This window comes from Geotalea uraniireducens (assembly GCF_027943965.1).
Taxonomy (GTDB): domain Bacteria; phylum Desulfobacterota; class Desulfuromonadia; order Geobacterales; family Geobacteraceae; genus Geobacter; species Geobacter uraniireducens.
The window spans coordinates 867,619-892,816 of sequence record NZ_AP027151.1; the positions used below are offsets into that span (position 1 = coordinate 867,619).

At 64.6% G+C, this 25,198-nt stretch carries 26 protein-coding genes, 1 tRNA gene and 1 riboswitch; of the genes, 11 read left to right on the plus strand and 16 right to left on the minus strand.

The features are described from left to right. Nucleotides 1-21: 21 nt before the first annotated feature. Both QMN23_RS04160 and QMN23_RS04165 read right to left on the minus strand, forming a co-directional pair. A complete protein-coding gene (locus QMN23_RS04160) occupies nt 22-2,031 on the minus strand; it encodes a proton-conducting transporter membrane subunit (RefSeq protein WP_282002022.1) in 2,010 nt (669 codons plus the stop codon). Nucleotides 2,032-2,034: 3 nt separating this feature from the next. After that, a complete protein-coding gene (locus tag QMN23_RS04165) occupies nt 2,035-2,712 on the minus strand; it encodes a PTS sugar transporter subunit IIA (protein ID WP_282002025.1) in 678 nt (225 codons plus the stop codon). A gap of 264 nt (nt 2,713-2,976) precedes the next feature. Here QMN23_RS04165 and QMN23_RS04170 point away from each other — a divergent pair, with 264 nt between their 5' ends. Together QMN23_RS04170 and QMN23_RS04175 are read left to right on the plus strand one after the other, a co-directional pair. Next, nucleotides 2,977-4,452, plus strand: a complete 1,476-nt coding sequence (locus tag QMN23_RS04170; RefSeq protein ID WP_282002027.1) for a B12-binding domain-containing radical SAM protein — start codon at nt 2,977-2,979, stop codon at nt 4,450-4,452. Continuing rightward, a complete protein-coding gene (locus QMN23_RS04175; protein WP_282002030.1) occupies nt 4,449-5,810 on the plus strand; it encodes a B12-binding domain-containing radical SAM protein in 1,362 nt (453 codons plus the stop codon). The genes QMN23_RS04170 and QMN23_RS04175 overlap by 4 nt, the downstream gene beginning before the upstream one ends. A gap of 123 nt (nt 5,811-5,933) precedes the next feature. Here QMN23_RS04175 and QMN23_RS04180 read toward each other — a convergent pair whose 3' ends face one another. The 4 genes from QMN23_RS04180 to QMN23_RS04195 all read right to left on the minus strand — a co-directional run bounded on the left by QMN23_RS04180 (nt 5,934) and on the right by QMN23_RS04195 (nt 9,417). Continuing rightward, nucleotides 5,934-6,509: a hypothetical protein gene (locus QMN23_RS04180; protein ID WP_282002032.1), complete on the minus strand. Its 576-nt coding sequence runs from the start codon at nt 6,507-6,509 to the stop codon at nt 5,934-5,936. A 15-nt stretch (nt 6,510-6,524) separates the two neighbouring features. Then, entirely contained in the window at nt 6,525-7,211 is a 687-nt protein-coding gene (locus QMN23_RS04185) for a hypothetical protein (protein WP_282002033.1), read from the minus strand. A gap of 137 nt (nt 7,212-7,348) precedes the next feature. After that, nucleotides 7,349-7,939: a DUF2589 domain-containing protein gene (locus tag QMN23_RS04190; RefSeq protein WP_282002034.1), complete on the minus strand. Its 591-nt coding sequence runs from the start codon at nt 7,937-7,939 to the stop codon at nt 7,349-7,351. Nucleotides 7,940-8,241: 302 nt separating this feature from the next. Next, entirely contained in the window at nt 8,242-9,417 is a 1,176-nt protein-coding gene (locus QMN23_RS04195) for an HD domain-containing phosphohydrolase (RefSeq protein ID WP_282002036.1), read from the minus strand. Between the two features lie 44 nt (nt 9,418-9,461). Here QMN23_RS04195 and QMN23_RS04200 point away from each other — a divergent pair, with 44 nt between their 5' ends. Next, nucleotides 9,462-9,662, plus strand: a complete 201-nt coding sequence (locus tag QMN23_RS04200; RefSeq protein ID WP_282002038.1) for a hypothetical protein — start codon at nt 9,462-9,464, stop codon at nt 9,660-9,662. Between the two features lie 83 nt (nt 9,663-9,745). On the opposite strand, the gene QMN23_RS04205 is transcribed toward QMN23_RS04200, so the two are convergent. Further along, a tRNA-Lys gene (locus QMN23_RS04205) sits at nt 9,746-9,821 on the minus strand. 165 nt (nt 9,822-9,986) lie between these two features. Between QMN23_RS04205 and QMN23_RS04210 the strand changes: the two genes are divergently transcribed. Further along, entirely contained in the window at nt 9,987-10,325 is a 339-nt protein-coding gene (locus QMN23_RS04210) for a hypothetical protein (protein WP_282002040.1), read from the plus strand. A gap of 33 nt (nt 10,326-10,358) precedes the next feature. Here QMN23_RS04210 and QMN23_RS04215 read toward each other — a convergent pair whose 3' ends face one another. Further along, the gene (locus tag QMN23_RS04215; protein WP_282002043.1) at nt 10,359-12,698 is read right to left on the minus strand and encodes a sensor histidine kinase; all 2,340 of its coding nucleotides are present in this window, start codon (nt 12,696-12,698) and stop codon (nt 10,359-10,361) included. 228 nt (nt 12,699-12,926) lie between these two features. On the opposite strand from QMN23_RS04215, the gene QMN23_RS04220 reads away from it, so the two are divergent. Next, on the plus strand, nt 12,927-13,640 hold the full coding sequence (locus QMN23_RS04220; RefSeq protein ID WP_282002046.1) for a J domain-containing protein: 714 nt from the start codon (nt 12,927-12,929) through the stop codon (nt 13,638-13,640). A 113-nt stretch (nt 13,641-13,753) separates the two neighbouring features. After that, a complete protein-coding gene (locus QMN23_RS04225) occupies nt 13,754-13,936 on the plus strand; it encodes a MerR family transcriptional regulator (RefSeq protein ID WP_282002048.1) in 183 nt (60 codons plus the stop codon). A 40-nt stretch (nt 13,937-13,976) separates the two neighbouring features. Here QMN23_RS04225 and QMN23_RS04230 read toward each other — a convergent pair whose 3' ends face one another. After that, nucleotides 13,977-14,423, minus strand: a complete 447-nt coding sequence (locus tag QMN23_RS04230; protein ID WP_282003807.1) for a DUF1003 domain-containing protein — start codon at nt 14,421-14,423, stop codon at nt 13,977-13,979. On the opposite strand from QMN23_RS04230, the gene QMN23_RS04235 reads away from it, so the two are divergent. Then, a complete protein-coding gene (locus tag QMN23_RS04235) occupies nt 14,401-14,736 on the plus strand; it encodes a hypothetical protein (RefSeq protein WP_282002049.1) in 336 nt (111 codons plus the stop codon). The genes QMN23_RS04230 and QMN23_RS04235 overlap by 23 nt on opposite strands. A gap of 198 nt (nt 14,737-14,934) precedes the next feature. Continuing rightward, nucleotides 14,935-16,257, plus strand: a complete 1,323-nt coding sequence (locus tag QMN23_RS04240) for a DEAD/DEAH box helicase (protein WP_282002050.1) — start codon at nt 14,935-14,937, stop codon at nt 16,255-16,257. A 186-nt stretch (nt 16,258-16,443) separates the two neighbouring features. On the opposite strand, the gene QMN23_RS04245 is transcribed toward QMN23_RS04240, so the two are convergent. From QMN23_RS04245 to QMN23_RS04255, 3 genes are all read right to left on the minus strand, one after another. After that, nucleotides 16,444-17,199 carry a GGDEF domain-containing protein gene (locus QMN23_RS04245; protein WP_282002051.1) on the minus strand — a complete coding sequence of 252 codons (756 nt, stop codon included), beginning with the start codon at nt 17,197-17,199 and terminating at the stop codon, nt 16,444-16,446. A 196-nt stretch (nt 17,200-17,395) separates the two neighbouring features. Beyond that, nucleotides 17,396-18,118 (minus strand): YkgJ family cysteine cluster protein, encoded by a 723-nt coding sequence (locus tag QMN23_RS04250; RefSeq protein ID WP_282002053.1) that lies wholly within the window; start codon nt 18,116-18,118, stop codon nt 17,396-17,398. A gap of 27 nt (nt 18,119-18,145) precedes the next feature. After that, entirely contained in the window at nt 18,146-19,501 is a 1,356-nt protein-coding gene (locus QMN23_RS04255) for an alanine/glycine:cation symporter family protein (protein WP_282002055.1), read from the minus strand. Nucleotides 19,502-19,641: 140 nt separating this feature from the next. Then, nucleotides 19,642-19,795, plus strand: a riboswitch (FMN riboswitch). Nucleotides 19,796-19,914: 119 nt separating this feature from the next. On the opposite strand from QMN23_RS04255, the gene ribB reads away from it, so the two are divergent. After that, nucleotides 19,915-20,568 carry a 3,4-dihydroxy-2-butanone-4-phosphate synthase gene (gene ribB, locus QMN23_RS04260; RefSeq protein WP_282002057.1) on the plus strand — a complete coding sequence of 218 codons (654 nt, stop codon included), beginning with the start codon at nt 19,915-19,917 and terminating at the stop codon, nt 20,566-20,568. An 81-nt stretch (nt 20,569-20,649) separates the two neighbouring features. On the opposite strand, the gene QMN23_RS04265 is transcribed toward ribB, so the two are convergent. The 4 genes from QMN23_RS04265 to QMN23_RS04280 form a co-directional block, all read right to left on the minus strand. Continuing rightward, entirely contained in the window at nt 20,650-20,850 is a 201-nt protein-coding gene (locus tag QMN23_RS04265) for a cold-shock protein (RefSeq protein WP_282002059.1), read from the minus strand. An 89-nt stretch (nt 20,851-20,939) separates the two neighbouring features. Continuing rightward, nucleotides 20,940-21,140, minus strand: a complete 201-nt coding sequence (gene rpsU, locus QMN23_RS04270) for a 30S ribosomal protein S21 (RefSeq protein WP_282002060.1) — start codon at nt 21,138-21,140, stop codon at nt 20,940-20,942. Nucleotides 21,141-21,378: 238 nt separating this feature from the next. Next, on the minus strand, nt 21,379-21,831 hold the full coding sequence (locus QMN23_RS04275) for a nucleoside deaminase (protein ID WP_282002061.1): 453 nt from the start codon (nt 21,829-21,831) through the stop codon (nt 21,379-21,381). Nucleotides 21,832-21,950: 119 nt separating this feature from the next. Then, nucleotides 21,951-22,823 (minus strand): EamA family transporter, encoded by an 873-nt coding sequence (locus QMN23_RS04280; protein WP_282002062.1) that lies wholly within the window; start codon nt 22,821-22,823, stop codon nt 21,951-21,953. Between the two features lie 216 nt (nt 22,824-23,039). On the opposite strand from QMN23_RS04280, the gene QMN23_RS04285 reads away from it, so the two are divergent. Together QMN23_RS04285 and wrbA are read left to right on the plus strand one after the other, a co-directional pair. Further along, nucleotides 23,040-24,392 (plus strand): DEAD/DEAH box helicase, encoded by a 1,353-nt coding sequence (locus QMN23_RS04285; RefSeq protein WP_282003809.1) that lies wholly within the window; start codon nt 23,040-23,042, stop codon nt 24,390-24,392. Nucleotides 24,393-24,463: 71 nt separating this feature from the next. After that, nucleotides 24,464-25,075: an NAD(P)H:quinone oxidoreductase gene (gene wrbA, locus QMN23_RS04290; protein ID WP_282002063.1), complete on the plus strand. Its 612-nt coding sequence runs from the start codon at nt 24,464-24,466 to the stop codon at nt 25,073-25,075. Nucleotides 25,076-25,198: the final 123 nt, after the last annotated feature.

The following is a 25,198-nucleotide window of genomic DNA, read 5'->3' on the forward strand; positions in this document are numbered from 1 at the left end:
CCATCGGTCTGGCCGGTTCGGCTAGAGCATGCCGATAATCAGCAACGTCACCAGGGTAATGAAGGTATAGAGGATGTAGAGGTGCAGCTGGCCGTGCTGTAATTTGCGGATCGGCGCAAGCTTTTCGTTCGCCTTGGCAAACAGGGGAAGGTAGAGCAGTTCAAGCACCGTTTCCGGGACGTGGCTGGCGAAGCGGGCCGGTGCCGGCGCCAGGCCGTTGATGACCGGCGTTTTGCCGTGGGGGCGGAGGAGGCCGCTGAACAGGCCGACCAGCATCTCGGCGAACGATGAAGCGCTGTACTGCATCCGCGGCGTGGGGCGGAGATAGCCGCACCCCCAGGTGACCGACGTTGCCGGCCGGCTGCCCCTGGTTTTCCGGGCAAAGAAGAGGAGCAGCAGGGCCACCAGGATCAGCAGGGCGAGTGCCGCGACGGTCAGCGCCATCAGCGGGGCATGGCCGCCGAGCTCGGCCGCCGGTCCGGCAACCTCCGGCCGCCAGCTCCCGAGCACGTTCGCCAGCAGCGGCGCCACTACCACCGGCGCGACGCCGATCACCGCACAAACCAGCGCCAGCAGCCCCATCGGGGCCAGCATCGGCCAGCCGGCCTCATGGGCCTGCTCCGCCCGCGGCGAGCGGGCGACGCCAAGAAAGACCACCCCGCAGACCTTGACGAAACAGGCCACCGCCAAGCCGCCCACCAGTGCCAGTGCCGGTGCCGCCAGGGCGGTAAAGGCGGCCGCGGCGCCGCTCCCCCCGCTGACCTCCCGAAATATCCCCAGGTAGATGAGCAGTTCGCTGATGAAGCCGTTCAACGGCGGCAGGCCGCAGATAGCGACGGCCCCGACGAAGAACAGCCCGGCGGTGGCCGGCATCCGTTTGAGCAGCCCCCCCAGCAGATCGATCTCCCGGCTGCCGGTGGCGTGGATCACCGAACCGGCGCCGAGAAAGAGAAGCGATTTGAAGGTCGCGTGGTTGAGGACGTGGAGCAGCGCTCCGGCGATGCCGAGCACGGCCACCGTCGGCGAACCGGCGGCCAGGCCGATGGTGGCGACGCCGAGACCGATGGCGATAATGCCGATATTTTCGATACTGTGGTAGGCGAGGAGCCGTTTCAGGTCGTGCTGACCGATGGCGAAGGCGACGCCGGCCACCCCGGAGATCATCCCGGTCACCAAGAGCAGTATCCCCCACCAGAGAGGAATCACGGCGAAAAAGGAGAGGACCCGGACGATGCCGTAGATGCCGATTTTCAGCAGTACCCCCGACATGATCGCCGAGACGTGGCTCGGGGCGTTGGCGTGGGCCGAGGGGAGCCAGACGTGGAGCGGCATCAGGCCGGACTTGATGCCGAAGCCGACGAGGGCGGCGAGAAAGAGGGCCGCTGCCGGCGCGCCGGCGAGGCGGAGCGAAGCCGGCGCCGGGAAGAGGAATGACCCGTGGGTACCGGCGAGCAGGGCAAAGAGAGCGAAGAGCGCCAGGGTGCCGATGTGGGTGGTGATCAGGTAGAGGGTCCCCGCCTCGCGGACCGCCGGCTTGGCATCTTCGGCGGTCAGGGCGAAATAGATGGTCAGCGCCATGATTTCCCAGGCGATCAGAAAGAGCACACCGTTGCGGGCCATGACCACCCACAGCATCGCGGCGACCGCCAGGCCGAAGAAAAGGGTCAGCCGGCGAACGGTGCGCGGATGGTCGGCGGCGCTCCAGTAGTCGAGGGCGTAGAGAGAACAGCAGGCGGCGATGAACAGGACGGGGAGGGCGAAGAAAGCGGTGAGGGGGTCGACGGCGAATTCGGCGGCGCCGAACGGAAGCCCCCAGGAGAGGGTGAAGGCAGCACTGCGGCCGGTGCCGATCGCCTGGGCCGCGCCGCCGATGCCGGTCAGGGCGGCGAGCAGCATCATCAGGGTGGCCAGCCGCTGGCCGGCGCGGGGCGGGGCCAGCCCGAGGAACAGCGGCAAACCGGAGACGGCGGCAAGCAGCGAGGCGCTGACCAGGAGCGGGCCGGGGCCGAGCAGCTCTCCCGCACCATTCATAGGTCACCTCCCGAGTTCGTTTTCTATTTCCGCAATAGCGGCCTTGATCGCCGCCGGGTCGCAACGGTCCTGCAGCAGTTGCCGGAGCCGGGGGTCGCGCAGGGCGTAGGCCAGCTTCGACAGCAGGTGCAGGTGAACCTTGGCCGACGGGCTGGTGAGGGTGAAAAGAATCCGGACCGGCTTGCCGTCCAGGGCGTTGAAATCGATCGGCGTCTCCAGGAAGCAGAGCGTTACCGCCGGCGAGGAGACGTGAAGGAGGATCGGGTTCCGGACGTGGGGAATGGCGATCCCGTCGCCGATGGCGGTGGTGCCGAGGGCTTCCCGCGCCAAGAGGACCTGGAGGACGAACTCGGGATCGACCTGGGGGGGGAGGCGGAGCAGGCCGACGACGTTTTTCAGCACGCCGAGCTTGTCCGTGCCCGGGACATTGCAGTGGATGCCGCCCGCCTCCAGGGCCTGCAGCAGCGTCGGCAGGCTCGTGCTCTCTTCGTCGGCCGCAGCGTAGATCTCCGGCTTGACCTTGATTCCCCGGTCGGTCGCCCATTCGAGGAGATCCGCCCGGTTGATCCGGTAGACCTCGTTGACGAAGGTCGCGGGGAGCCCGTCCTTCCTGATCCAGCGGAGCATGGTCTTTTCGTCGACATCAAGGAGCTGGGCCGCCTCGGCCGTATCCAGCAGCATCTGTTACCTCGGGCATTCCCGAGGGGCGATGCGCCGGAGAATGCCGCTTTGATGAATTTCTGCCAACTATAGAACAGCAGTCTGCCTGAGTCAACGACAGAAACAGACGGCCGGCGCGGGAATTCCGGCGGCCGCCTGTTGTGAGCCGGCTCGCCCTTTGGCGGCGTTCGAGAAAAAACTGTTTTTGCCGGGCACGGCGGTATCTCCTTGACCGCGGCGCGCTTTTTCGGGAAGAATGGGAGGAACTCTGCTGTCGAGGTAACCATGAACGTACTGCTGCTTCGCCCCCATCCCGGTAATGACCGGTTCGGTCTCGGGCCGTTCTTTCGGGTCGAACCGCTCGGGCTCGAATATATCGGCGCGGCGCTGCGGGCTGCCGGCCACACGGTAACCGCCGCCGACCTCCGCTTCCGCCCCGCTGCCGCTGCCTGGGTGCGCCGAAGCCGGCCGCGGCTGGTCGGAATCTCCTGCCTCCATGCCCTGGAATACGAGCGGGTGGTCGAAACCGCCCGCGAAGTTCGGCGGGCCAGCCCCGAGACCTTCATTCTGGTCGGCGGCCATGCGGCGGCGGCGTTTCCCGCCCCGCTGGAGTGCGACGCGGTCGATGCCATCTGTCTCGACGACGGCGAAGAGCTGGTGCCGGCGGTGGCAGCGGCGCTGGACCGGGGGGAGCGACTCGACGAGGTGCCGGGGCTCCGCCTGCGGACCGGCGATGGCTGGTTCAGCACCCCCGAGCCGTCCCGGCAGGGCTGTCTCGACCTGGTGCCGCTACCGGCCCGCGACCTGGTGGCGCGGCACCGCCACGGCTACCACTGCCTCCTCTTCAAACCGGTCTGGCTTGTCGAAACGGCCCGCGGCTGTCCGCACCGCTGCTCCTTCTGTTCGGTCTGGCAGCTCTACGGCCGCTCCTGCCGCGAACGGAGCATCGCCGCGGTAGTCGAGGACTTCGCTACGGCGGGGGATGCGGTGTTCGTCGCCGACGATCTCTTCTGGCACAACCCGGAGCGGAGTCTCGAACTGGCGGCGGCGCTGAAAAAGCGAGGGGTCTTCAAACGCTGGCTCCTGGTGCAGACCCGCACCGACCTGATCTGCCGGAGCGGTGAGCTGATGGCGGCCTGGCGGCCGCTGGCCAAAGACTTCGATATCTTTCTCGGCCTCGAAGCGGCCACCGACCGGGGACTGGCGGGGCTGGCCAAGGACAGCGGCGTGGCGGCAAGCGTCGAAGCGGTGCGGCTCGCCCGGGAGCTGCGCTACGGGATCAACGGCAACTTTCTGATCGATCCCGACTGGAACGAGGGGGACTTCCACGACCTGTGGGAGTTCGTCGCCCGCCACGGCCTGCAGCGGGCCGGTTTTACCATCCTGACGCCGCTGCCGGGAACCGACTATTTCCGGGAGGTGGCGTCGCGGATTGCCGCCCAGCCGTGGTCCAACTTCGACATGCACCACTTGCTCTGGGAGCCGCGACTCGGCGCCCGGCGGTTCTTCGAACTCTATGCCGAAACCTGGCGCCGCTCGATTCTCAACACCTCGGGCGAAAAGGGGCTGGCCGACTGGATGCGCCAGGTGCGGCCGGCCCAGGTTCCCTACATCGCCCGGGTCCTCTGGCGGACCCAGCGGATGATGAAGCCGGCGGCCTACCTGGCGGAGTACGAAGCGACCCGGCCCCGGACGACGGCGCCGCTGGTCGGCGCCGAACTGCCGGCAGGGGCGCCGGCCGCCGGCAGGGGGGTCGCGTGAGGAGGGGCGGACGGGCTCCCCGGCTGCTGCTGATCTACCCGGCCACCCACCGGCTTGGCTGGGCGAAATATTTCCAGCTGCCGACCCATTCGCTGCAGATGGTGGCGGCGGCGACCCCGCCGCAGTGGGAAGTGGTGCTGGCCGACGAGGTCCATGACCGGGTCCCGTTCACCGGCGAGTTCGACCTGGTCGGCATCACCGCCATGACCCACCAGGCGGTCCGGGCCTACGAGATCGCCGACCGGTTCCGGGCCCGCGGCGTGCCGGTGGTCCTCGGCGGGATTCATCCGACGGTGCTGCCGGAGGAAGCGCTCGGCCATGCCGACGCGGTGGTCGTCGGCGAGGCGGAGCCGGTCTGGCCCCAGCTTCTCGCCGATCTGTCGGCGGGACGGCTCGGCTCGCTCTACCGCTCGGAGCCGCCGACCGACAGTCAGCTCAGCGTCCCCTGGCCGCGCCGGGAGATCCTCGCCGGCAAGCGCTACCTGACCACCCAGACGATCCAGGCCAGCCGGGGCTGCCCCTACGACTGCCCCTTCTGCACCGTTACCCCTTATTTCGGCCGGACCTTCCGTTATCGCGACCCGCAGGACATCCTGGACGAGATTCGCGCCCTGCCGCGCAAGCTGGTGGTCTTTCTCGACGACAACCTGCTCGGCGACCCGGCCAAGGCGCGGCCGATCCTCGAAGGGATGGCGGACCTGGGGATCCGCTGGGGCTCGCAGACGAGTCTCCGCTTTGCCGAGGACCCGGAGCTGCTCCGCCTGGTGGCCCGTTCCGGCTGCATCGGCCTTTTCGTCGGCATCGAATCGGTCACCGGGGCCAATTCCCGGCTTGCCAAGGCCGGTTCCCGCTATTCCCAGGCCGAGTTGATGAAGCGGGTCCGGGATGCCGGGATCATCCTCGAAACCTCGATCATCTTCGGCTTCGACGACCACGACGAGAGCATCTTCGAGACCACCGTCCGCTTCCTCGAAGAGTGTGCTCCGAGCGTCCCGACCTTCCACATTCTCACCCCCTATCCCGGCACCGCCCTGTTTCGCCAGTTCGACGAGGAGGGGCGGCTGCTGCACAAGGACTGGAACCGTTACAACCATGCCGAGGTGGTCTTCCGGCCGCGGCTGATGACCCCCGAACGTCTCTACCGCGGCTGGCTCGAGGCGCGGAAAGAGGCCTACAGCTGGCCGGCGATCTTCTCCCGGGTCAGGCGCAACCCGGGGCGGCGGCTGACGAATCTCGCCTACAATATCCTGCGCAAGGGGCCCAACGATCTGCTGAAGCAGCGACCCGACCCGGCCGCCCCGTCGGTCGACCTGATCGGTACCGGCGACGGCGGGGACACCGGGATTTTCCCCGCCTGATCGTCCCGCTGGCCATCCCGGCGGACCGGGCCGGTTCGGCGGGACCACGAAAAAGACCCGCGGTGGCGGGTCGTTCGGGTGGAGCTGCGGTAATTTGCTGGTGCCGGTCCCGGCGGTCGTGCTTCACGGCGGCGGCAGGCTGTCGAGCAGGTTGCCGATCACTTCGTCGAGCAGGTGCAGACGGTCTGTCGGCCGGAGGGCGGCGCCGAGGTAACGGTACATCCCCTGGACTTCGCCGTTCACGTTCAGGCCGGCCCAGACGGTTGCCAGCCAGGCATCGCGGGGTTCGGTGGGGGGTAGCGGGATCGGTGCCTTGGTGGTGGCGATGGCGAGGAACTGGGCCATCTTCTCCCGCCAAGTGTCGAATTTGGCGTCGATGTCGGCAATTACCCGCCGTACTTCGTTCTGGACGCGGTCGAGGGCGAGGGAGGCGACCGCCAGGGTAACCCGGCGGGTCGACAGCCGCTCGCCGCCGACCGCCGACTCCCGGTAGCCATCCGCCGCCGCCAGGATTCGCCCCCGCTCGGCGGCAACGAGCGCCACCAGCGGCAATCTGAGCTGGGCAAGACTCTGTTCCAGGTCGCCAAGCCAGGCGACCACCCGTTCGGAGAAACGGGGATCACGGTGCTGGTAGAGGTCGATCAGGCTGCCGGTATCCTGGAGGTGGGCCAGCAGCCGTTCCCGCGTGTAGAGAAGCATGAAGGGGCCCTCCGCCTATTCGGGGGTCAGCTTGCGGCTGACCGTTCCGTCCTGATTTTCTCCCACGCTCCACTCCATCCCCTCCTCCTTGAGGACGATGCGCAGACGGGTGACGTTGCCGGCCGCGGCTCCCTCCTTGACTTCGGCGGTAACGATCGAGGCGGAGATTTTCGGCGGAATACCCACCTTCTTCAGGGCGATATCTCCCGCCCGCTGGCGCAGATCGGCACCGATCCGCCGCAGTTGCGCCGGCAGCAGCCGTTCGTGCTTCTCCTCGCTCATGGTCCGGGCAAAGGCGGAATCGACGGCCCGCACGATCATTTCTCGCGGATACCCCCGTTCTCCCCCATCGCTCCGCACCTTCGCCAGCTCGATTTTCACTTCCTCGTCAAACTGCTTCTGAACGGTCTGGGAAAGCCGGAACCCTTCCCGCTGAGCCGCCTTTTTCAGCTCATCGACTATGGCGGCACGAATTACCGCGTCTTCCTGAAGGATATTCGGTTCTCCCTCCTGGTGGGCTTCGATGAGCATCGGCAGGTCGATGGTGAGTTCCGGCACCCTGATTCGCGGGAGGCTCATCCCCTCCAGCAGGGGATTGCTGCGATAATACTCGGCGATGGCGGCCGTCTCTTCGTCGGCAAGTCGCCGGGCATGAGCCAAGCTCCCGAGAATCGTTCCCAACAATTGGCCAAGATCAGCCATTGCATCTCCTTCCGCCGGCCGGGCCGGCTGTTGTGCCGCAGGCGGTTTTCGGGCTGGGCCCCGCGAGGCTCAGCCGAAGGGCGGCCGCTGCCGCATCCCTTCCGGTATTTGCCTCGACGGGGCATGAAGCCGCGAAATTAACTGGCGCTTGCCGGCACTTCTTTGATGTTGTTTTCGAGGATCCCCAGCAATCGTTCGGTCCCGGCCGGCAGTTCGTCCTGGACGGCGCGGACATGGACGGAGAGCGAATAGGTCCGCTCCACTTTCTGGCTCTCGCTGGTGCTCTTCTTGTAGGAAAAATTGACCTTGAGCGAGGCGGAGCCCCACCCCCAGCCGGCTTTTGCCTGCAGCTCGGTATTCAGCCCCATTGATGTCGTGGAGCTGCTTTCCTGAACGGCGGTGATCTTGGCGTTGAAATCGATGGTGGTCTCCTCCACCCGGATAAACGGGATCGGGAGCATGGTCAGGAAGGGGACCGTCAGGGAGTAGTCGGTGGGGACGATATCGATGCTACCGTCGGAATTCTTCTTTTCGATCGGTTTCTGGTACTTGAACGATACCATCGTCGGACCGGTGATGTTGCCGCTGTTGTCGTGGTCGAAGCCGACCGCCTTGATGAAGTCGACCGAAGTGACGGCCGCCTGGGCCTGGGCCTTGATGACCGCCGACAGCGGGCCGCCGATCATCGCTTCGAAGTTGAGACTGGATAATTCGTCGCCGATAGCCATGGAGAACTCCTTTCCTTCGGGGAACGGCGTGCCGGACGGCGCTTGGCGCCGCCATCACCGCTCCCCGCAGCATTCCTTGCTGTGGGTTAGGGGGGCGAAATATGCTTCTGCAGGTCGAGAACGGCGCGGTTCTTCGCGGTAAGCGCCGTGCTGGCAAATACCTCCTTTCTGAACCATGGTTAATGATGTAGCAGGATTATACTGATTCATCGCGGCGTGTCAACCGGCGGTCTGAAAAAAATGGGCCGTGATCCCGACTGTTTATACTGGTTAACTAGGTGATGGTTCGGCGGCGCGGCGATTCAGGAGGTACCGTGGGGAACGGTAAGCGGCATGGCAAATGATTCGTCGTGGAAGAAGCAATCGGCAAAACCGGCCAAACACGGGCCGGCAACGGAGAGCCGGTCGATGAACAGCTTGACCAGCCGCGGATCGAACTGGCTATGGGCGCCGGCCAGCAGCTCCCGGTGAACGGTACCGTTGTCCAGCGCCTTCCGGTAGGCCCGGTTTGACGTCATGGCGTCATAGGCGTCGGCCACGGTGACGATCCGGGCGTGCAGGGGAATCTGCTCGCCGCGGAGCTTGCCAGGATAGCCGCTGCCGTCCCACCGTTCGTGGTGGTGGAGGATCGTCGGGACGATGTGGCTGAGGCTCTCGATGCCAACGATCATCAGCGTGCCGCGCAGGGGATGTTCCCTGATCAGTTCCAGTTCCGCCGGCAGCAGGCTCTCCGTTTTGTTCAGCAGGGTTTCGCCGGTGCCGAGCTTGCCGATGTCGTGCAGCAGGGCGCCGAGATAAAGATCGCGCAGTTCGTCGGCGGGAAGGTTCAGGCACCGGCCGATCCCGAGGGCGTATTCGGTGACCCGCTTGGCGTGCCCTTGGGTATAGGGGTCTTTCATCTCCAGGGCGCTGACCAGTGCCTGGATCGTCCCGTCGACAAGCTCCTGCCCCTGCCCGGCATTGCTGCGTACCGTCGCCGGCGTGTCATGTGTCGCCGCGGCCGCGCTCTCTTTTCCCAGCCGTCTGACGAGAGCCCGGGCAAAGTCGCGCGCCGAGCCTGTTCCCTGGCAGATGACCGGCCGGCTGTCCCGCGCTGGCGTAGCCGTCAGACGGGTGGCGATGGCGATCGTCCGTTCGTCGATTCTGATACCGGCGGCGGCGAGGAGTGGCGTAGCGCCGCAGCCGGCACCGATCGGCCGGCCGCTGGTGGAGAAGCGGCTGAGCAGTCCTGCCAGCTCCCGGTTGGCGGGGAAGGGCTTCCGGCCGCCGGGAATCACCAGCAGATCGTACTGTGCGGGGGTAATGGCGGCGAGATCGACGTCCGGGATCACCCTGACGAGGCCGGAGCCGACAATGGGATCGGGGTGCCCGGCACCGGCAAGTGTCACTCTGACGCCGCTCTTCCTCAAGACCCCGACGATGGTCATCGCTTCGGTTTCGTCGAAGCCGCTGACGAGCACAACCGCTACCGTTACCATGCCGCTCCCGGACAGATGTGGATGATGGCTTCCCAGGGAAACCGTTGACCACCGGCTTCAATAAGCTTGCCAAGTGGAGCGGGATCGGGTGGGCGCTGTGCGGCAAATTGCCGAACGATAATCAGTCCGGGATGTTCGCTGTGTCGTCGCGGCGGAGAATTGCCGCCATTCTGTCCCTGACCCGCCGGCTGAAGGGCGACTACCGGGAAAAAGACGGCCGGCATTGCGTTAAATGCCTTACATGAAGAAAATGTGAATACAAATGATGAAACAATTCCCGTATTATTTTTGCGGCAATTGCGGGTGGGGAGCGAAAAGTGGGGGGGAATGGTGGGCGCAGTAGGGATCGAACCTACGACCTGCCGATTAAGAGTCGGCTGCTCTACCAGCTAAGCTATGCGCCCATATTGCTTTTGTCGATTGCCGTTATTGAATAGCTCAATATGGATGGGATGTCAAGCCGGAAGATTATTGGCGGCGCGGCGGCGCCGTGAGGAGAGCGTTGCTTTTTTGCTCCTCTCCCGTCATGATGGAAGACAGAAGATTGCAGCTCTCCCGGGAGGTTTGGCATGAACGGTTCTCGTGCCCCTTTGCTTGTCGCGCTGCTGTTTCTCGGTATGGTCGCTGTCGCCGGGGCGGAAGAGGGTGATGCGACGCCCGCGGCGCGAATGGCGAGAAAAGAAGCGCAGATGAAAGAGAAGATGCACGGCAAGGAGCTGCAGATGCAGAAAGGCACTGCGGCGATGGAAGAACGCCTGCGGAAAAAGCGGGCGGAGTTCAAGGCGAAGAGCGAGCGGCTCGGCGAGCGGGTCAAGCAGGGCGAGCAGAAAATGCGGGAAAAGGAAGAGCAGCTGCAGCGCCGGTTCCGGCAGTTCGATCAGGGCGAGGGGAAGACTTTGCCACCCTGATGCGCTGCTGTTCTCGTGGGCTACTCATGCCGGTTAGCGGCCGGGGGAGGAGAGGGTGAAACAGAAGGCTGCGCCGCCGCCTACTTCGCCGGTCGCCCGGATTGTGCCGCCGTGGCGGGCGATGATCCGCTGGACGGTGGCGAGGCCGATGCCGGTCCCTTCGAATTCGTCGCTGCTGTGCAGCCGCTGGAACGGCAGAAACAGCTTGTTGGCGTAACGGATGTCAAAGCCGACGCCATTATCCCGGATACAATAGGCGGGAATACCGTCGAGCGTCTCGATAGCGAATGACATCGTCGCCGAGTCGTTGTGCGAGGTGTATTTCCAGGCATTTTCCAGCAGATTGAAGAGGGCGATACGGAGGAGCGTCGGATCGCCCTCGACCGTCAACCCGTCGGCAATGGTGACGTCGACCCGCCTGTCCGGGGCCGCCGCCCGCAATTCGTCGATGATCTCGCGGGCCATGGCGCTCAGATCGACCGTCGCGGGGCGCAACTCTTCCCTGGTGACACGGGAGAGTTCCAGCAGATCGTCGATCAGCATCCCCATCCGCCGTACTCCCTTGCTGATCCGTTCCAGGTAACCCCGGCCCTCCGGAGGGATTTCGCTGGCGAAGTCTTCCAGCAGGATACGGCTGAAGCCGTCGATGTGGCGGAGCGGTGCCCGGAGGTCGTGGGACACCGAGTAGCTGAATGCCTCCAGTTCGCGGTTCGATGCTTCGTAGGCCATGGTTCGCTGCCGGATCCGCTCCTCCAACTGGTCGTTCAGTAGTCGGATCTGCCGTTCGGCCGAGACCCGCTCGGTGACGTCGTTACCGACGCTCAGGATTTCTGTTGGCGTGCCGAACTCGTCGCAGACGGCCACGTTCGCCCAGTTGATCCAGACCCGCCGGCCGTCGCGGGCCATGTTCTCGTTCTGGTTGCTCCGATAGCGGTCCGGATAGGCGCAGATGTCGGCGATCATGCCGTGGAGGTCTTTCCCATGGCTGTCGTTGCTGGGGACGATGGTGTCGAAGATGCTCCGCCCCACCAGTTCGTCCTGCCGGTAACCGAAAAAGCGGGCACCGTACTCGTTGATGAAAGTGATGGTCCCGGAGCATTCCCAGCGGAGGATGATGCTGCCGACGTTCTCGACCAAGGTCCGGTAATGGTCCTCGCTCCGCCGGAGGGCGGCGGCGTTGTCGCGGATGGTGGCGATCATCCCGTTGATCGTCGCGGAGAGAATACCTATTTCATCATGCCGGTTGACCGGGAGTGGCAGGCTGGGCCGGTCGATCCTGAAGGCGCCGGCGTAGCGGGTCAAACGCTTGACCGGTATGATGTAGCGGACCAGGAAATAGACGGTCATCAGCAGCAGGAAGAGGATGAAGAGGAGCAGATTCCGGTAAAACTTGGCCATGAATTCGTTGAGAAACGATTGTTCCGGGATGGTCAGGACGGTGAGCAGGATTTTGCCGTTATCGAGCCGGTAAGGCGCCACCTTGACGAAATATGCCTCTCCCTGGCTGCGGATCGTGAAAAAATCGGCATGGCAGGAGTGGTATTTCCCGACAATATCCCGGTACAGGGCAAAGGTGGGGGAAGATATCTGCGGCGGTGCGGCGGCCGGGCCGAGCTGGCGGGCAAAGGCGGTGGCGGCGGACGAGGCGAGCAGATATCCTTGCTCGTCGATGATTCTGATGGCGGCGTCGCGGCGGAGGTTGATCCCGGCCAGGAAGCGGGACAGATCCTTGAGCATGATGTCGGCGCCGATGATCCGTTCCGTCGTGCCGGGGGGCGTGGGCTGGATCGCCATGGAGGCGGTAATGCCGAGATCGCCGGTGGTTCTGAAGATGTAGGGCACTCCCCACTGGATTTCCCGGCGGCCGCTGGCGTCGCGGTACCAGGGGCGAATCCGCGGGTCGTAGGTATCGCGGGCGATGCTTCGTTCCGTTTGCCGGCCGTCTTTGGCGAAGGATATCCAGGTGACCTCGCCTGGCGTAGCGATGTTTCTGATCCTGTTCTTCCAGCCGTTGCCGGTGTTGAGGATGAGATAGCCGTTGCCGTTGCTGTCCCCGTAATTGACCGAGGTGATGGAGGGGGTAACGGCGAGGAACGGGACGAAGAAATCGTTTGCCGTTGCCGGGCGGGCGAAATCGAGGCGGCCGGAGCGGATGCCGCGCTCCGTCAGGGCGAAGAAGATGCGGACGGTATCCATCAACCGCGAAATCTCGGCATGCACCGTATAGCTCGACTGGGTGAGGATCTCCTTGCTCTGGTGCCTCGCCTCTCCCATGGCCCGCGAATAGTCGAGCACGGAATGGACCCCGAAGAGAGTGGAAACCACGAGCAGGAATGTTCCCAAAAGGCCGGGATGGAGCCGTTTGCCATTCATCGTCCGATCCTGTCGTTCGTGCTGATTAAGGGGAGGCCGGTTTGCAGCGCAGCGGTACGAAGAGGCTTAGCACGTTTCGTGCCGGTGGAGCGGCGGCGGGACGGTCACGGCCGGCCAACTGCCCGTCGGGCGGGCAGGCGGGTGCCGCCGGTCGGTTTGCCGCCGTGCCTTGTCTTTTGCTCTCCCCTGTAGTATAAAAAGGCATTCTTGCTCAAGGAAACGGCCGATTTGACTCATTCCATCACCGCAACGGAACTTTTCGAGGCCTGTCGGGAACTGTTCGGCGCCGAGGTCGACCTTTCCCACGATTTTCTCCGCTACCTGCAGCCGGGGGGGGCCAAGGCCGCTTTTCGCAAGAAGGCCAAGGAGACCCACCCCGATCTTGCCGCCGGTTTGCCGCCGCGCCTGCAGCGGCAGCAGGCAGAACAGTTCCAGCGGGCTCGGGCCGCCTACGAACTGCTGGTCGCTTTTTTCCGCCATCGTGAAGAGCCCGGCCATGGTCCTGCGGCGCCGGGAGGGTCGCCGGCCCGGGAGCGCGACTATTATCAGGGGCCGCTCCCTTCGCGGCCGTTGCAGCTGGGCCGCTACCTTTACTTTCGCGGTATCATCCCGTTCCGGGTGCTGCTGCAAGCGCTGACCTGGCAGCGGGCCTGCCGGCCGGCCGTCGGAGTCATTGCCCGTGAGCTGGGGCTGCTGACTGCCGCGGAGGTGCAGACCATCCTCACGGTGCCACTGCCGGGGCGGTTCTGCGACCGGGCGGTCAAGCTCGGGTTGCTCAAGCCGTTCCAGGCCAGCCAGCTGCTGCTCAACCAGCGGAGCCGCCATCGCCGTATCGGCCATTACTTTGTCCAGCACGGCCTGGTGACGCCGGCCGAGCTGGAACAGCTCCTCAGGGAGTTCCACCGCCACAACGCCCGCTTCGCTCCGGCTGCCGGTCGCTGATCGCTGCCGATTTCTTCTCCATCTCTCCTCCCCCTTGCCTGTCCATTCCCTCGTCGCTGCCGTGCTCCTGGGGCGTGTTATACTGTAGACATCATCCGTACAAGGGAGGCCTTATGTCACTGATAAAAACCTGGTACAGCATTGCCGAGGCCGAAGCGAAGTTTGGGGTGAGCCAGGCGCAGATTCTTTCCTGGGTCGAGGACGGCGTGGTGCGCACCGAGGAGACGGATGGCAAGGTCGTCCGGGTCAACGGCGACGACCTGGGTTTGAAGGTGGACGAGCTGACCGGGCTGTGAATGCGCCGGCTGCGGGAGGGGGCGCGGGATAACGGGCGCCTCAGTCGTTGCCGTCCCGCATATCCGCCAGCAGCCGGTGGATTTCGGCCAGGGCGTCGTTCTGTGCCGCCAGGTGGTCGAGAATGGCGCGGACTTCTTCCTCGGTCTTCTGGTTGATGACGTAATCGTTGTGGGCTTCCAGCCGGTCGCGGGCCGCTTGCCGGTTCTGGCTCATCATGATGATCGGGGCGGTGTAGGCGGCCTGGAGCGACAGGACGAGATTCATCAGGATGAAGGGGTAGGGGTCCCAGTGGCGAATCCATGCGGTGACGTTCAAGACCACCCAGATGGCGAGGATGATCGACTGGATGATAATGAACCACCATGAGCCGATGTTGAGCGCCACCCAGTCGGCAGCCCGTTGGCCGAGGGTCTGCTGCGCCGCAATGATCTCGTTAACGTTTTGTACCGGCTGGTGCTGATGCTTGAACGGCTCGGGAAAGGTCATCCTGATCACGCTGCTGCCTCCTGAAGGGGTGCCTATCGCCGACCTGTGCGGCAGGCCGGTCCTGAGCGAAAACTGTAACAGGGAAATCGCGGCCTGCAAGGAGGAACTGCCGGCCCGTTTTGCCGGTTGGAAAAAAAGCTTGTGTTTTTCAATAGAAAACTGTTACAAGGTAAGAACACAGGCTGTTCATGCCCTGGCGGGCAGTAAGTTGTTCCCGTTTCCCGGTGCCTCGATCCCCGCACCCTTGAGTTTCTTCCAACTGGTACGCCTTTCTCGATCCGCCTCTATTTCAGCGATCAATTTGCTATTCTGAATCCGCGATCCGTCTCCTCCGGCAGTGGTTTGCCCGTCCGGAGCCGGCAGATTTTCGTTCGGCCATTGTCCTGTATTGGCCGCCGACTGTCCGCCGATGATTGCGGGGGTGTGTACCAGCCCCCATTCTATCCGTTGGTCCGTCCGGATCCTTTGACGGGCAGCAGCAGTTTCCCGCGGGAAGCAAGAAAAGGAAATTATGTCTTTCACCGAATTACAGCTCCATCCCTCTCTTCTCAAGGCAATCGGTGTGTGCGGCTTTACCGAGCCGACACCGATCCAGGCCCAGGCCATCCCCGTCGTCCTGGAAGGGCGCGATCTCATGGCCTCGGCCCAGACCGGCACCGGTAAGACCGCCGCCTTCGTTCTCCCGGCGCTGCACCGGCTCGCCCAGGTTCCGGCCGGCCGTGGCCGTGGCCCCCGGGTGCTGGTGCTGACACCGACCCGGGAACTGGCCAGCCAGGTAACCGAGGCGATTCGCAGCTTCGGCAAGTTCATGCGGGTTCGCAGCGGCGCCATTCTCGGCGGTATGCCTTACCGGGAGCAATTGCGGCTCCTTTCCCAGCCGGTGGACCTGATCGTTGCCACTCCCGGCCGGTTGCTCGATCACCTGGAGCGGCGGAGTATCTCCCTTGACCGCCTGGAGTTCCTGGTGCTCGACGAGGCGGACCGGATGCTCGACATGGGGTTCATCGAAGATGTCGAGAAGATTGCCGCCGCCACGCCGGCGAGCCGCCAGACCCTGCTTTTTTCGGCAACCCTCGATCAGCGGATCAGAAAGCTGGCCGGCGGGATGTTGCAGGACCCCGCGTTGATCCAGATTTCACCGCAGCGGGTGACCCACGACCACATCGAGCAGCGGCTGATGGTGGCCGACGATCTCTCCCACAAGAATCGGCTGCTCCAGCATCTGGTTGCCGAGAAGGGGCTGACCCGGGCGATCATCTTCTCCGCTACCCGGCGGGATGCCGAAAGCCTGGCCATCCGGCTCAGCGAACAGGGGTATGCGGCAGCGGCGCTGCACGGCGATATGCCCCAGGGGGCCCGCAACCGGACCATCGCCAATCTCCGCCGGGGGACCGTCTCGCTGCTGGTTGCCACCGACGTCGCGGCCCGCGGCCTGGATGTGACCGGTATCAGCCATGTCATCAATTTCGACCTGCCGAAAATGGCTGAAGATTACGTCCACCGGATCGGCCGGACTGGTCGGGCCGGCGCTACCGGTACCGCCATCTCGTTCGTTTCCGCGAACGAGCTTTCGTATCTGGAGCGGATCGAGCGCTATACCGGCCGGACGCTGGACCAGCACGTCATTGACGGACTGGAGCCGACCCGCCCTCTCCGCCGGCTCTCCCCCGGTGCCGGTCGCGGCGGCGCCGGGCAGAAGCGTGCGGCCGGGGCGGGTGGAAAGAACGGCCGGTCGGCCGGCGGCTATGGCCGGCAGCCGGGCAAAGGGGGGAACGGCAAACGGGGCACCTCCTTCGGCCGGAAGCCGGCGAGCCCCTGGACTGCCTCCTCGTAACGAAATCTGAAGATCACCAATCTTCCGCGGCGACTTCCTCCCCTGCCCTTGATGGGCGGGGGGAAGGGGGGCGTTTGTCGGGGCTTTGCGGAAGACTGGTACTGGTCGGCCAATGAAAAAAGGGCGTTTCGCCGCCGGGGAACCCGGTTGCCAAACGCCCTTTTCTTATCTGTCGGCGGGAAGTGCCTAGTCGTCTTCGCCGTGGGAGACGACGGTCTGGTTCCGCCCCCCCCGCTTGGCCTGGTAGAGATACTGGTCGACGGCGTGCAGCATCTCTTCCACCGAACCGTAGGTGTCGTTATCGTAGGTTACTACCCCGATGCTGATCGTTACCTGCAGCCCCCGCTCCGCAAACGTGATGGATTGCGCCTTCAGCCGCAACCGCTCTGCAATCGTAAAGGCGTCGTCCTCCGCCGTCGCGGGGAGGAGGATGACGAACTCTTCCCCGCCGTAACGGGAGACCGTATCGTAATCCCGCGCCTCGCTGGCGAACAGTTCGCTGACCTCGACCAGCACCTTGTCCCCCGCCGGGTGGCCGTAAGTGTCGTTGATCGTCTTGAAGCGGTCGATGTCGATCATCAAGAGGGAGAAGACGTGGTCCATCCGCTTGGCGCGGCTGAATTCCCGGTTCAGCACGTCCATCAGGTACATCCGGTTGTAGGCGCAGGTCAACGGGTCGGTGTTGGCCATCGTCCAGAGCGACAGGTTGTTGCGCCGCATCGGCACGATGATCAGCCGGTAGATCAGCGGGGCGAGCAGGACGACCAGCACCGCACCGTCCACCAGGGCCCGCAGGGGGGCCGGGTCGATGGCATACCGGGAGAGGAGGGCCGATACCGCCAGTTCGGCGATGAAGATGCTGCTGCAAAGGATGGTCACGAGGAGCGCCGGTCGCTTGCAAATGACCGGTACCCGCCGTTTTTTCAATTCTTCGATTCTCATTGGTCAATGTGCCGGTGTCAGGGCATGCTGCACCGGGATTCTCGCTGTTGTTCCCTCAACCGTAATGTTGCCGCAGAAGACAGAGTTGGGTGGTTTGCGGATGGCAGGCCTGACAAACGGGTTCCGGTAGTGGGATCAAGTATTCTTATCGGCCGGCCGGCCGGTTTCTTCAATACAAAACTGTAACGGTTCCCGCTCAGGACGAAGCCGGCGCCAGCTGGAGCAGGAACGGCGCATCGACTCCCCGGCTGACGAGAAGGGTGCGGGTGGCCTCATCTCCGAGCGGGATGGTGGCGCTCAACCGACAGTGGCGTTCCAGGTAGATCTGCAGTGGGAGATTCCCGGTTAGCGCGAAACCGAAGGTGGCGGCCAGCCGCCGTTTCGCCTGCTCTTCAAACTCTTCCCCCAGTGCCCGGGGGACGGCCGCGTAATGGGTGGGGAAGGCGACCACCGCCGGATCCAGCGTTGCCACGAAGGCCTGTTTCTCCGCCGACGAGAGCTCGCTGAAGTCGACGCTGCACCAGGGACTCTCCCGGGTGGCGAGGAGCGCGCGGCAGGAAAAGGGGCGCCGGGCGTAGACCGCGCAGGCGCCGTCAGCGTCCAAAAACGGGCACGGGCCGATCTCCCGGCGATGTAGCCGGAGGTAGGCGGCGAGATCGGTCAGCCGAGGGCGGAGCGCCAGCAGCCGGTTTACATAGGCGTCGACCCGGTCGGCCAACCCCTCCGGCAGGGTGGCGGCGATGGCCAGCGCTTCGGTAAAGGTGGTACTGACTGCCAGGGTACAGCAGCCGCGGCACCCCCTGCTGCAGTGGATTCTTCCGCCACCGGCCGCATAGCCGGCGAGCCACTCCCGGAGCGACATTTCCATGAGCAGCTGCTGCATCCGCAGCTCCTCGGTGAGGGCCGGCCATCTGGTCATCTTCGTAGCGTCTCGCCAAGCGGGCCGTCAGGCCGCTTCGACGGCAGCCTTCCTCTTGGCCAGGAACCGGTTGGTCTCTTCGACGATTACCCCGGAGAGGCCGAGCAGGCCGATCAGGTTCGGTACCGCCATCAGCCCGTTCATGACGTCGGAAAAGTTCCAGACCACTTCGAGCTTGGTGGTGGCGCCGACCGCGACAAACAGGGAGAAGACCAGCCGGTACGGGAGCAGGGCTTTGACGCCGAGCAGGTATTCCATGCACTTTTCGCCGTAGTAGGCCCAGCCGAGGATCGTCGAATAGGCGAAGAAGACGATGCCGAAGGAGACGATGTAGCCGCCGGAGTTGCCGGGGAGGCCGGTGTCGAAGGCCGACTTGGTCAGGGCCGAGACTTCGGCCCCCGAGTTCCAGGCGCCGGTGACGATCAGCACCAAGCCGGTCATGGTGCAGACGATGATGGTGTCGATGAAGGTGCCGGTCATCGAGACGAGCGCCTGCTCGCACGGTTCGCCGGTCTTGGCGGCGGCGGCGGCGATCGGGGCGCTGCCGAGGCCCGATTCGTTGGAGAAAACGCCGCGGGAGACCCCTTTCTGGATTGCCAGCATCAGGGTAGCCCCGACGAAACCGCCGGTGGCCGCCGAGCCGGTGAAGGCATCGTGGAAGACCAGTGCCAGGGCGGCCGGCACCTCACCGGCGTAGCGGCCGAGGATGGCCAGACAGCCGCAGACGTACACCACCGCCATGACCGGCACCATCCAACCGGTCACCTGGCCGATGTTTTTCACCCCGCCGAGGATCACCAGCGCCGTACAGATCGCCAGGACGACCCCGGTGATCCATGGTGCCACGCCAAAGGTTTCCCTGAGGTTCCCCGCGACGGCGTTGGCCTGGACGACGTTGCCGATGCCGAAGGCGGCGATGGCGCCGAACAGGGCGAAAAGCACCCCCAGCCATTTCTTGCCGAGTCCCCGCTCCAGGTAGTACATCGGCCCCCCGGCCATCTCGCCGTTGGCGTCGGTGACCCGGTACTTGACCGCCAGCACCCCTTCGGAGTACTTGGTTGCCATGCCGAAGGCGGCGGTGATCCACATCCAGAAGAGGGCGCCGGGGCCGCCGACCGAGATTGCCGTCGCCACGCCGATGATGTTGCCGGTGCCGATGGTGGCGGCCAGCGCGATCATCAGGGCTTCGAAGTGGCTGACATCGCCGGCTTCGTCCGAACGGGGCTTGACGAAGGTCTCCCGCAGTGCGTGGGGGAGCATGGTTACCTGGATACCGCGCAGCCGGACTGTCAGCAGAATGCCGGTGCCGACCAGCAGCACCAGCAGCGGAATTCCCCAGACGAAACTGCTGGCGGCGGCAAGGAACGAATTGAGCTGGGCCAAATGAGACCTCCCGGGAAAGTAGTCGTGCGCCGACGGGCACCCTACGGCTCTGATACTCCGTCGGCCGACGCTTGTCAAGGGCGGAGTCGCTCGCTGCCGCCAGGGTTGACATGGCGGCGGGAAAGCGTATGATGCGGAAAGCTTATCCTCAGGGCGGGGTGAAACTCCCCACCGGCGGTATCCCGGCTTGTGCCGGGGAGCCCGCGAGCGCCCCTTCCACTCCGCGGAAGGGGGTCAGCAGATCTGGTGCGAAGCCAGAGCCGACGGTGACAGTCCGGATGAGAGAGGATAAGACGGCCGGCATTTCCTGCCCCGGACCCCTTCCGTCCCGGCCGCACCGCATCTGCGGCGCGGCTGCCCGTCTTAACGCCCTGACCCCGGTAAGCGACCCCTATCTAGTGAGGAGGAGTGTCATGATTGAGACGCTGTTGACCCGGTTCGGCTCGTCGGCCGAGCGGGTGGAAGCGGGGCTGGCGGCCCTGCGCGCCGGCCGGGGAGTGCTGGTGACCGACGATGAGGACCGGGAGAACGAAGGGGATTTGATCTTCGCCGCCATTACCCTTGCCGAGCCCCAGATGGCGCAGCTGATTCGGGAGTGCAGCGGCATCGTCTGCCTCTGCCTGCCCGACGAACGGGTGCGCCGGCTGGCGTTGCCGATGATGGTGGCGGACAACCGGAGCCCGTTCCAGACCGCCTTTACCGTCTCGATCGAGGCGGCTGCCGGTGTCACCACCGGCGTGTCGGCGGCCGACCGGGTGACGACGATCCGGGCTGCCGTCGCCGAGGGGGCACGCCCCGAAGACCTGCGGTCGCCTGGCCATGTCTTTCCCCTGCGGGCATGCCCCGGCGGGGTCCTGGAACGGCGCGGCCATACCGAAGCGACGGTCGACCTCTGCCGGCTGGCCGGCTTGCCCCCCTACGGCGTCCTTTGCGAGTTGACCAACCCCGACGGGACGATGGCCCGGTTACCGGAGATCGTTGCCTTTGCCGAACGGCACGGGATGCCGGTCCTGACGGTGGACGACCTGGTGCGGTACCGGTCGGCCCGCGAGCTGCCGGCCGGCTGAGAGGGTGATAGATAAAAAAAGCCCGCGTTGGCGGGCTTTTGCCGGAGAGCTCCATCCCGCGGGGATGGAGCCGGTCGTCCGTTAGATCCGGGTGACGTTGGCGGCCTGGAGCCCTTTCGGCCCCTCCACGATGTCGAAGGAAACCTCATCGCCTTCACTCAGGGATTTGAAGCCGTTGCCGGTGATCGCCGAAAAATGCACGAAGACGTCCGCGCCGTTCTCCTGCTCGAGGAAACCGAATCCTTTACTGTCGTTGAACCACTTTACCCTGCCTTGTACCATGGTGTTCATTCTCCTGCTTTCTGTGATATGTCCGGGAGCGATTCCCGGCGTGAGAAGCCGCCGGGCGGCCTGCTCTCATTGGTGCCGGGCTAGTCTCGCTCCGGCTTTCTGGATCTCATTGCTTTCCGCCGCTTTCGCTCGGCTTCCTGCTGTTTCCGCTTTTTCTTCACGGAGGGCTTTTCGTAATACTTGCGTTTCTTGATCTCCTTGAAAAAACCTTCGGTCTGCAGCTTTCGCTTCAGATGCTTGAGGGCTTTTTCAATGTCGTTTCCCTGAACGCTGACTTGCACGTAGTGTCTCCTTCCCCGGCCGAACCGGCCGCATGTACTCACTCCTTCCGTGCTTTTGCCGCTGCTCGGCCCTGGCAAAAACAAAAAACCCCGGCAGGCTTTCAAAGCCCTCCGGGGTAGCTAACTTCAAAAGACCCCTCGACCTTAACACAGCGCTCGGAGTTTGTATGCAAAATAATGGCCCGGCCCGGAAAAAAGGTGTCGGTCCGGTGCCGGGCGGTAGGTGGCTGAGGCCGCCTTATCGCTTGTCCTCTTCGGTGCCGATGTCTTCGTTCCAGAGCGCCGGGCGCTCGGCGATGAAGCGGCTCATCATCTCGATGCACTCCCGTTCCTGGAGCACCGTCACGGTGACTCCCCGGGAGCGGAGCAGATCTTCCTCGCCGGTGAAGGTCCGGTTTTCGCCGATCACCACCTCCGGGATGCCGTAGAGGAGGATCGCCCCGCTGCACATCGGGCAGGGCGAGAGGGTGGTATAGAGGATCGATTCCCGGTAAACGCTGGCCGGCAACCGGCCGGCGTTTTCCAGGGCATCCATCTCACCGTGGAGAATCGGGCTGCCCAGTTGTACCCGCCGGTTGTAGCCCTTGCCAATGATCGTGCCGTGGTGGACGAGGACCGAGCCGATCGGGATTCCCCCCTCCGCCAGTCCCTGCCGTGCCTCGGCAATGGCTGCCTGCATGTACGGATCCATGATGGTCGCCTCCGGTAGCGGGAAGTTCTGGCGCTGCGGCATTGCAGCGTCGGTGGTTACGGAGTCGCAACGTTACAGTAATGTATCGGCAGCCAGGGGGGGATTCTTTAGGGGCTAATTCAGCCGAAGCGGATCAGCATGACCCCGGCGAAGATCAGCAGCGCGGCGAAGGAGCGGATCCGGCCGCAGGTTTCGCCGAGGAAGAGGATGCCGATCAGGACGCCGATCAGGATGCTGACCTGGCGTGCCGGGACGGCATAGCTCACCGGCGCCAGGCTGAGCCCGTAGCGGAAGGAGAGGAACGATGCCATGACCACCGGGCCGCTGAGGACGATCAACCGCCGGTTTTGCCGCCATTCGGCGGCGATGCCGCGCCGGTAGCGGGGCCGGAGCAGGTTGAGGGTCATGAAGAGGAGCATGAACAGCACGAGCAGGTAGGTGAAATAGACCGGCGGATAGCGGGTCACCCCGGTTTTATCGATGATGGCGCCGATCGAGTAGACGAAGCCGGCGGCCAGCGCTGCCCGGATCGACGGCTCGCCGAAGCGGCGGAACGGGCGAAGCAACTCGCCCGGCGAGAGTTGGCGCAACTGCAGGGTATAGGCGCCGGAGATCACCAGGGCGATGCCGCAGAGCCCGGGCAGGTTCAGGTGCTCGCCGAGGACCAGGACCCCCCAGAGTGGCACGTAGATCATCGACGTCTGGGTTAGCGGGTAGGTCAGCGACAGGTCGCCGCCGTGATAGGCGCGGCCGCAGCAGAGATGGTAGAGGACGAAACAGCCGGCGCTGGCCGCCGCCAGGCTGACGATGGTCCCGTCGGGATGGGGGAATTCTCCCGGCAACAGCGGCAGCAACAGCGTGAAAAGTCCGAGCGAGGCCAGGAACATCCACCAGATGAAGATCGTTTTGTGGGTGCTCTGTTTGACGAACAGGTTCCAGAGGGCGTGCATCAGGGCGGAAAAGACGATCAGCGTGAAGGCGAAGCTATTCATGGCGATCATTATAGTGAAGATAAAAATTTTTGACGATACTAAAATGAACCGCCCGGGATTTTGCGTCCCGCCGCTCCGGGTTTCTCCTTGACAGGGCTTTGCCAAAGCTGCTAGGTTCGGGCACTACCAAGCTGTTCCCGGTTGAAAGCGACATTATCGTAAGCCCTGGATCATCTCCGGGGCTTTTTTCATGCGGAACGAGAAAGAAGGAACATGATGGAATTCAGCGAATTCAAATTCCACCAGCGGGTAGCCGCCGGCGTTGATGCCGCCGGCTATACCACGCCGACGCCGATCCAGGCCGAGGCGATCCCGGCGGTGATGGCGGGAGGCGACGTCCTCGGCCTGGCCCAGACCGGCACCGGCAAGACCGCCGCCTTTGCCCTGCCGATCCTCCACCGGCTGATGGAGGGGAAACGGGGCTTCGTCCGGGCGCTGGTCATCGCCCCGACCCGCGAACTGGCCGAGCAGATCCACACCAGCATCTGCGCCCTCGGCAAGCAGACCCGGCTGCGGAGCGTGACCGTCTACGGCGGGGTGGGGGTCAATCCCCAGGTGGAGAAGCTCCGCCGGGGCGCGGAGATCGTCGTTGCCTGCCCCGGCCGGTTGCTCGATCACCTCGGTCAGGGGACCATCGATCTTTCCCGGCTGGAGGTGCTGGTTCTCGACGAAGCGGACCAGATGTTCGACATGGGATTTTTCCCCGACATCCGGCGCATCCTGAAGCAGCTCCCCGCAGAGCGGCAAAACCTGCTCTTTTCGGCAACCATGCCCGACGAGATCCGCCACCTCGCCCACGAGGTGCTGCGCGATCCGGTCACCGTCCAGGTGGGGAATACCGCGCCGCCGGTCACGGTCAGCCATGCCCTCTACCCGGTGGAGCAGCATCTGAAGACGCCGCTTTTGCTCGAACTGCTCCAGCATACCGACACCGAATCGGTACTGGTCTTTACCCGGACCAAGCACCGGGCCAAGCGGCTCGGCGAGCAGCTGGAGAAGGCCGGTTACCGGGCGGCGTCGCTGCAGGGGAACCTTTCGCAGAACCGGCGGCAGGCCGCCCTCGACGGCTTTCGCAACGGCACCTTCCAGATTCTCGTCGCCACCGATATCGCCGCCCGGGGCATCGATGTCTCCCAGGTCTCGCACGTGATCAACTACGACATCCCGGATACCGTCGAGGCTTACGTCCACCGGATCGGCCGGACCGGTCGCGCCGCCCGAAGCGGCGACGCCTTCACCCTGGTGACCGGCGAGGATGCGGCGATGGTCCGGAGCATTGAGCGGACCCTGAAGCAGTCGCTGGAGCGGCGGCGCCTGGAGGGGTTCGACTACGCCGTGCCGGCGCCTAAGAAGAATACCGAGTTCGCCCGGCCGCCGCGGCCGCCGCGGTCGTCACCGGCGGGGCGAACCGCCGGCCCGGCAGCGGGTCGGGGGGCACGAACCGCCGCTGCCCCGGCACCGCCGGCGGCAAAGGGGCCCGCCGGCCAGGGGCGGCCAGCGGGGGGGAGACCGGGGCCGACCGCCGGGCCGGGCCGACCGCGGAACGGTCGCTCCGGCAGGGGACGTTGACGAACGTCGCTTGCATCGTTACGCCGCAGCGGTACCCTTGATTGAGAAGAAGGTCATTCAAGGAGGTTCCCATGAAAGTTCTGGTTCTTTATTACTCGATGTACGGTCATATTCACCGGATGGCGGAAGCGGTTGCCGAAGGGGTGCGTGAAGTGGCGGGGGCCGAGGCGGTGCTCCGCCGGGTCCCGGAAACGCTGCCGCCGGAAGTGTTGAAAATGATGGGTGCGGTGGAGGCCCAGCAGGCGCTCGCTTACATCCCGGTCTGCACGGTCGATGAACTGACCGGCTACGATGCGATTATCTTCGGCACGCCAACCCGCTTCGGCAACATGTGCGGCCAGATGCGCCAGTTCCTGGATGCCACCGGCGGTCTCTGGCTGAAGGGGGCGTTGGTTGGCAAGGTCGGCAGCGTCTTTGCCAGTTCCGCCACCCAGCACGGCGGTCAGGAATCGACCATTCTGACGTTCCACCCCTTCCTGCTCCACCAGGGGATGGTCGTCGTCGGCCTGCCCTACGCCTTTGCCGGGCAGATGCGCAATGACGAGATTACCGGCGGTTCGCCCTACGGCGCCTCGACCATTGCCGGCACCCAGGGCGAGCGGCAGCCGAGCGACAACGAACTGGCCGCCGCCCGGTTCCAGGGCCGGCACGTGGCGACCATCGCCGCCAAACTGGCCGGCTGACCGGCACGGTCGCAGACGACAAAAAAAGGGGAGGCGAACCTTGGAAACGCCTCCCTTTTTTTTGTCGTTAACAGTTGTTGACGGTAACCCCGCCGCTGGTGATGGTCAGGGCGTAGTTAATGT

Excerpts from the sequence above, each read along its gene's own strand:
- QMN23_RS04160 (WP_282002022.1), bottom strand. The coding sequence starts at position 2,031 with ATGAATGGTGCGGGAGAGCTGCTCGGCCCCGGCCCGCTCCTGGTCAGC.
- QMN23_RS04165 (WP_282002025.1), bottom strand. The coding sequence starts at position 2,712 with ATGCTGCTGGATACGGCCGAGGCGGCCCAGCTCCTTGATGTCGACGAA.
- QMN23_RS04170 (WP_282002027.1), top strand. The coding sequence starts at position 2,977 with ATGAACGTACTGCTGCTTCGCCCCCATCCCGGTAATGACCGGTTCGGT.
- QMN23_RS04180 (WP_282002032.1), bottom strand. The coding sequence starts at position 6,509 with ATGCTTCTCTACACGCGGGAACGGCTGCTGGCCCACCTCCAGGATACC.
- QMN23_RS04185 (WP_282002033.1), bottom strand. The coding sequence starts at position 7,211 with ATGGCTGATCTTGGCCAATTGTTGGGAACGATTCTCGGGAGCTTGGCT.
- QMN23_RS04190 (WP_282002034.1), bottom strand. The coding sequence starts at position 7,939 with ATGGCTATCGGCGACGAATTATCCAGTCTCAACTTCGAAGCGATGATC.
- QMN23_RS04195 (WP_282002036.1), bottom strand. The coding sequence starts at position 9,417 with ATGGTAACGGTAGCGGTTGTGCTCGTCAGCGGCTTCGACGAAACCGAA.
- QMN23_RS04210 (WP_282002040.1), top strand. The coding sequence starts at position 9,987 with ATGAACGGTTCTCGTGCCCCTTTGCTTGTCGCGCTGCTGTTTCTCGGT.
- QMN23_RS04215 (WP_282002043.1), bottom strand. The coding sequence starts at position 12,698 with ATGAATGGCAAACGGCTCCATCCCGGCCTTTTGGGAACATTCCTGCTC.
- QMN23_RS04225 (WP_282002048.1), top strand. The coding sequence starts at position 13,754 with ATGTCACTGATAAAAACCTGGTACAGCATTGCCGAGGCCGAAGCGAAG.
- QMN23_RS04230 (WP_282003807.1), bottom strand. The coding sequence starts at position 14,423 with ATGACCTTTCCCGAGCCGTTCAAGCATCAGCACCAGCCGGTACAAAAC.
- QMN23_RS04240 (WP_282002050.1), top strand. The coding sequence starts at position 14,935 with ATGTCTTTCACCGAATTACAGCTCCATCCCTCTCTTCTCAAGGCAATC.
- QMN23_RS04245 (WP_282002051.1), bottom strand. The coding sequence starts at position 17,199 with ATGAGAATCGAAGAATTGAAAAAACGGCGGGTACCGGTCATTTGCAAG.
- QMN23_RS04250 (WP_282002053.1), bottom strand. The coding sequence starts at position 18,118 with ATGACCAGATGGCCGGCCCTCACCGAGGAGCTGCGGATGCAGCAGCTG.
- ribB (WP_282002057.1), top strand. The coding sequence starts at position 19,915 with ATGATTGAGACGCTGTTGACCCGGTTCGGCTCGTCGGCCGAGCGGGTG.
- QMN23_RS04265 (WP_282002059.1), bottom strand. The coding sequence starts at position 20,850 with ATGGTACAAGGCAGGGTAAAGTGGTTCAACGACAGTAAAGGATTCGGT.
- QMN23_RS04275 (WP_282002061.1), bottom strand. The coding sequence starts at position 21,831 with ATGGATCCGTACATGCAGGCAGCCATTGCCGAGGCACGGCAGGGACTG.
- QMN23_RS04280 (WP_282002062.1), bottom strand. The coding sequence starts at position 22,823 with ATGAATAGCTTCGCCTTCACGCTGATCGTCTTTTCCGCCCTGATGCAC.
- QMN23_RS04285 (WP_282003809.1), top strand. The coding sequence starts at position 23,040 with ATGGAATTCAGCGAATTCAAATTCCACCAGCGGGTAGCCGCCGGCGTT.
- wrbA (WP_282002063.1), top strand. The coding sequence starts at position 24,464 with ATGAAAGTTCTGGTTCTTTATTACTCGATGTACGGTCATATTCACCGG.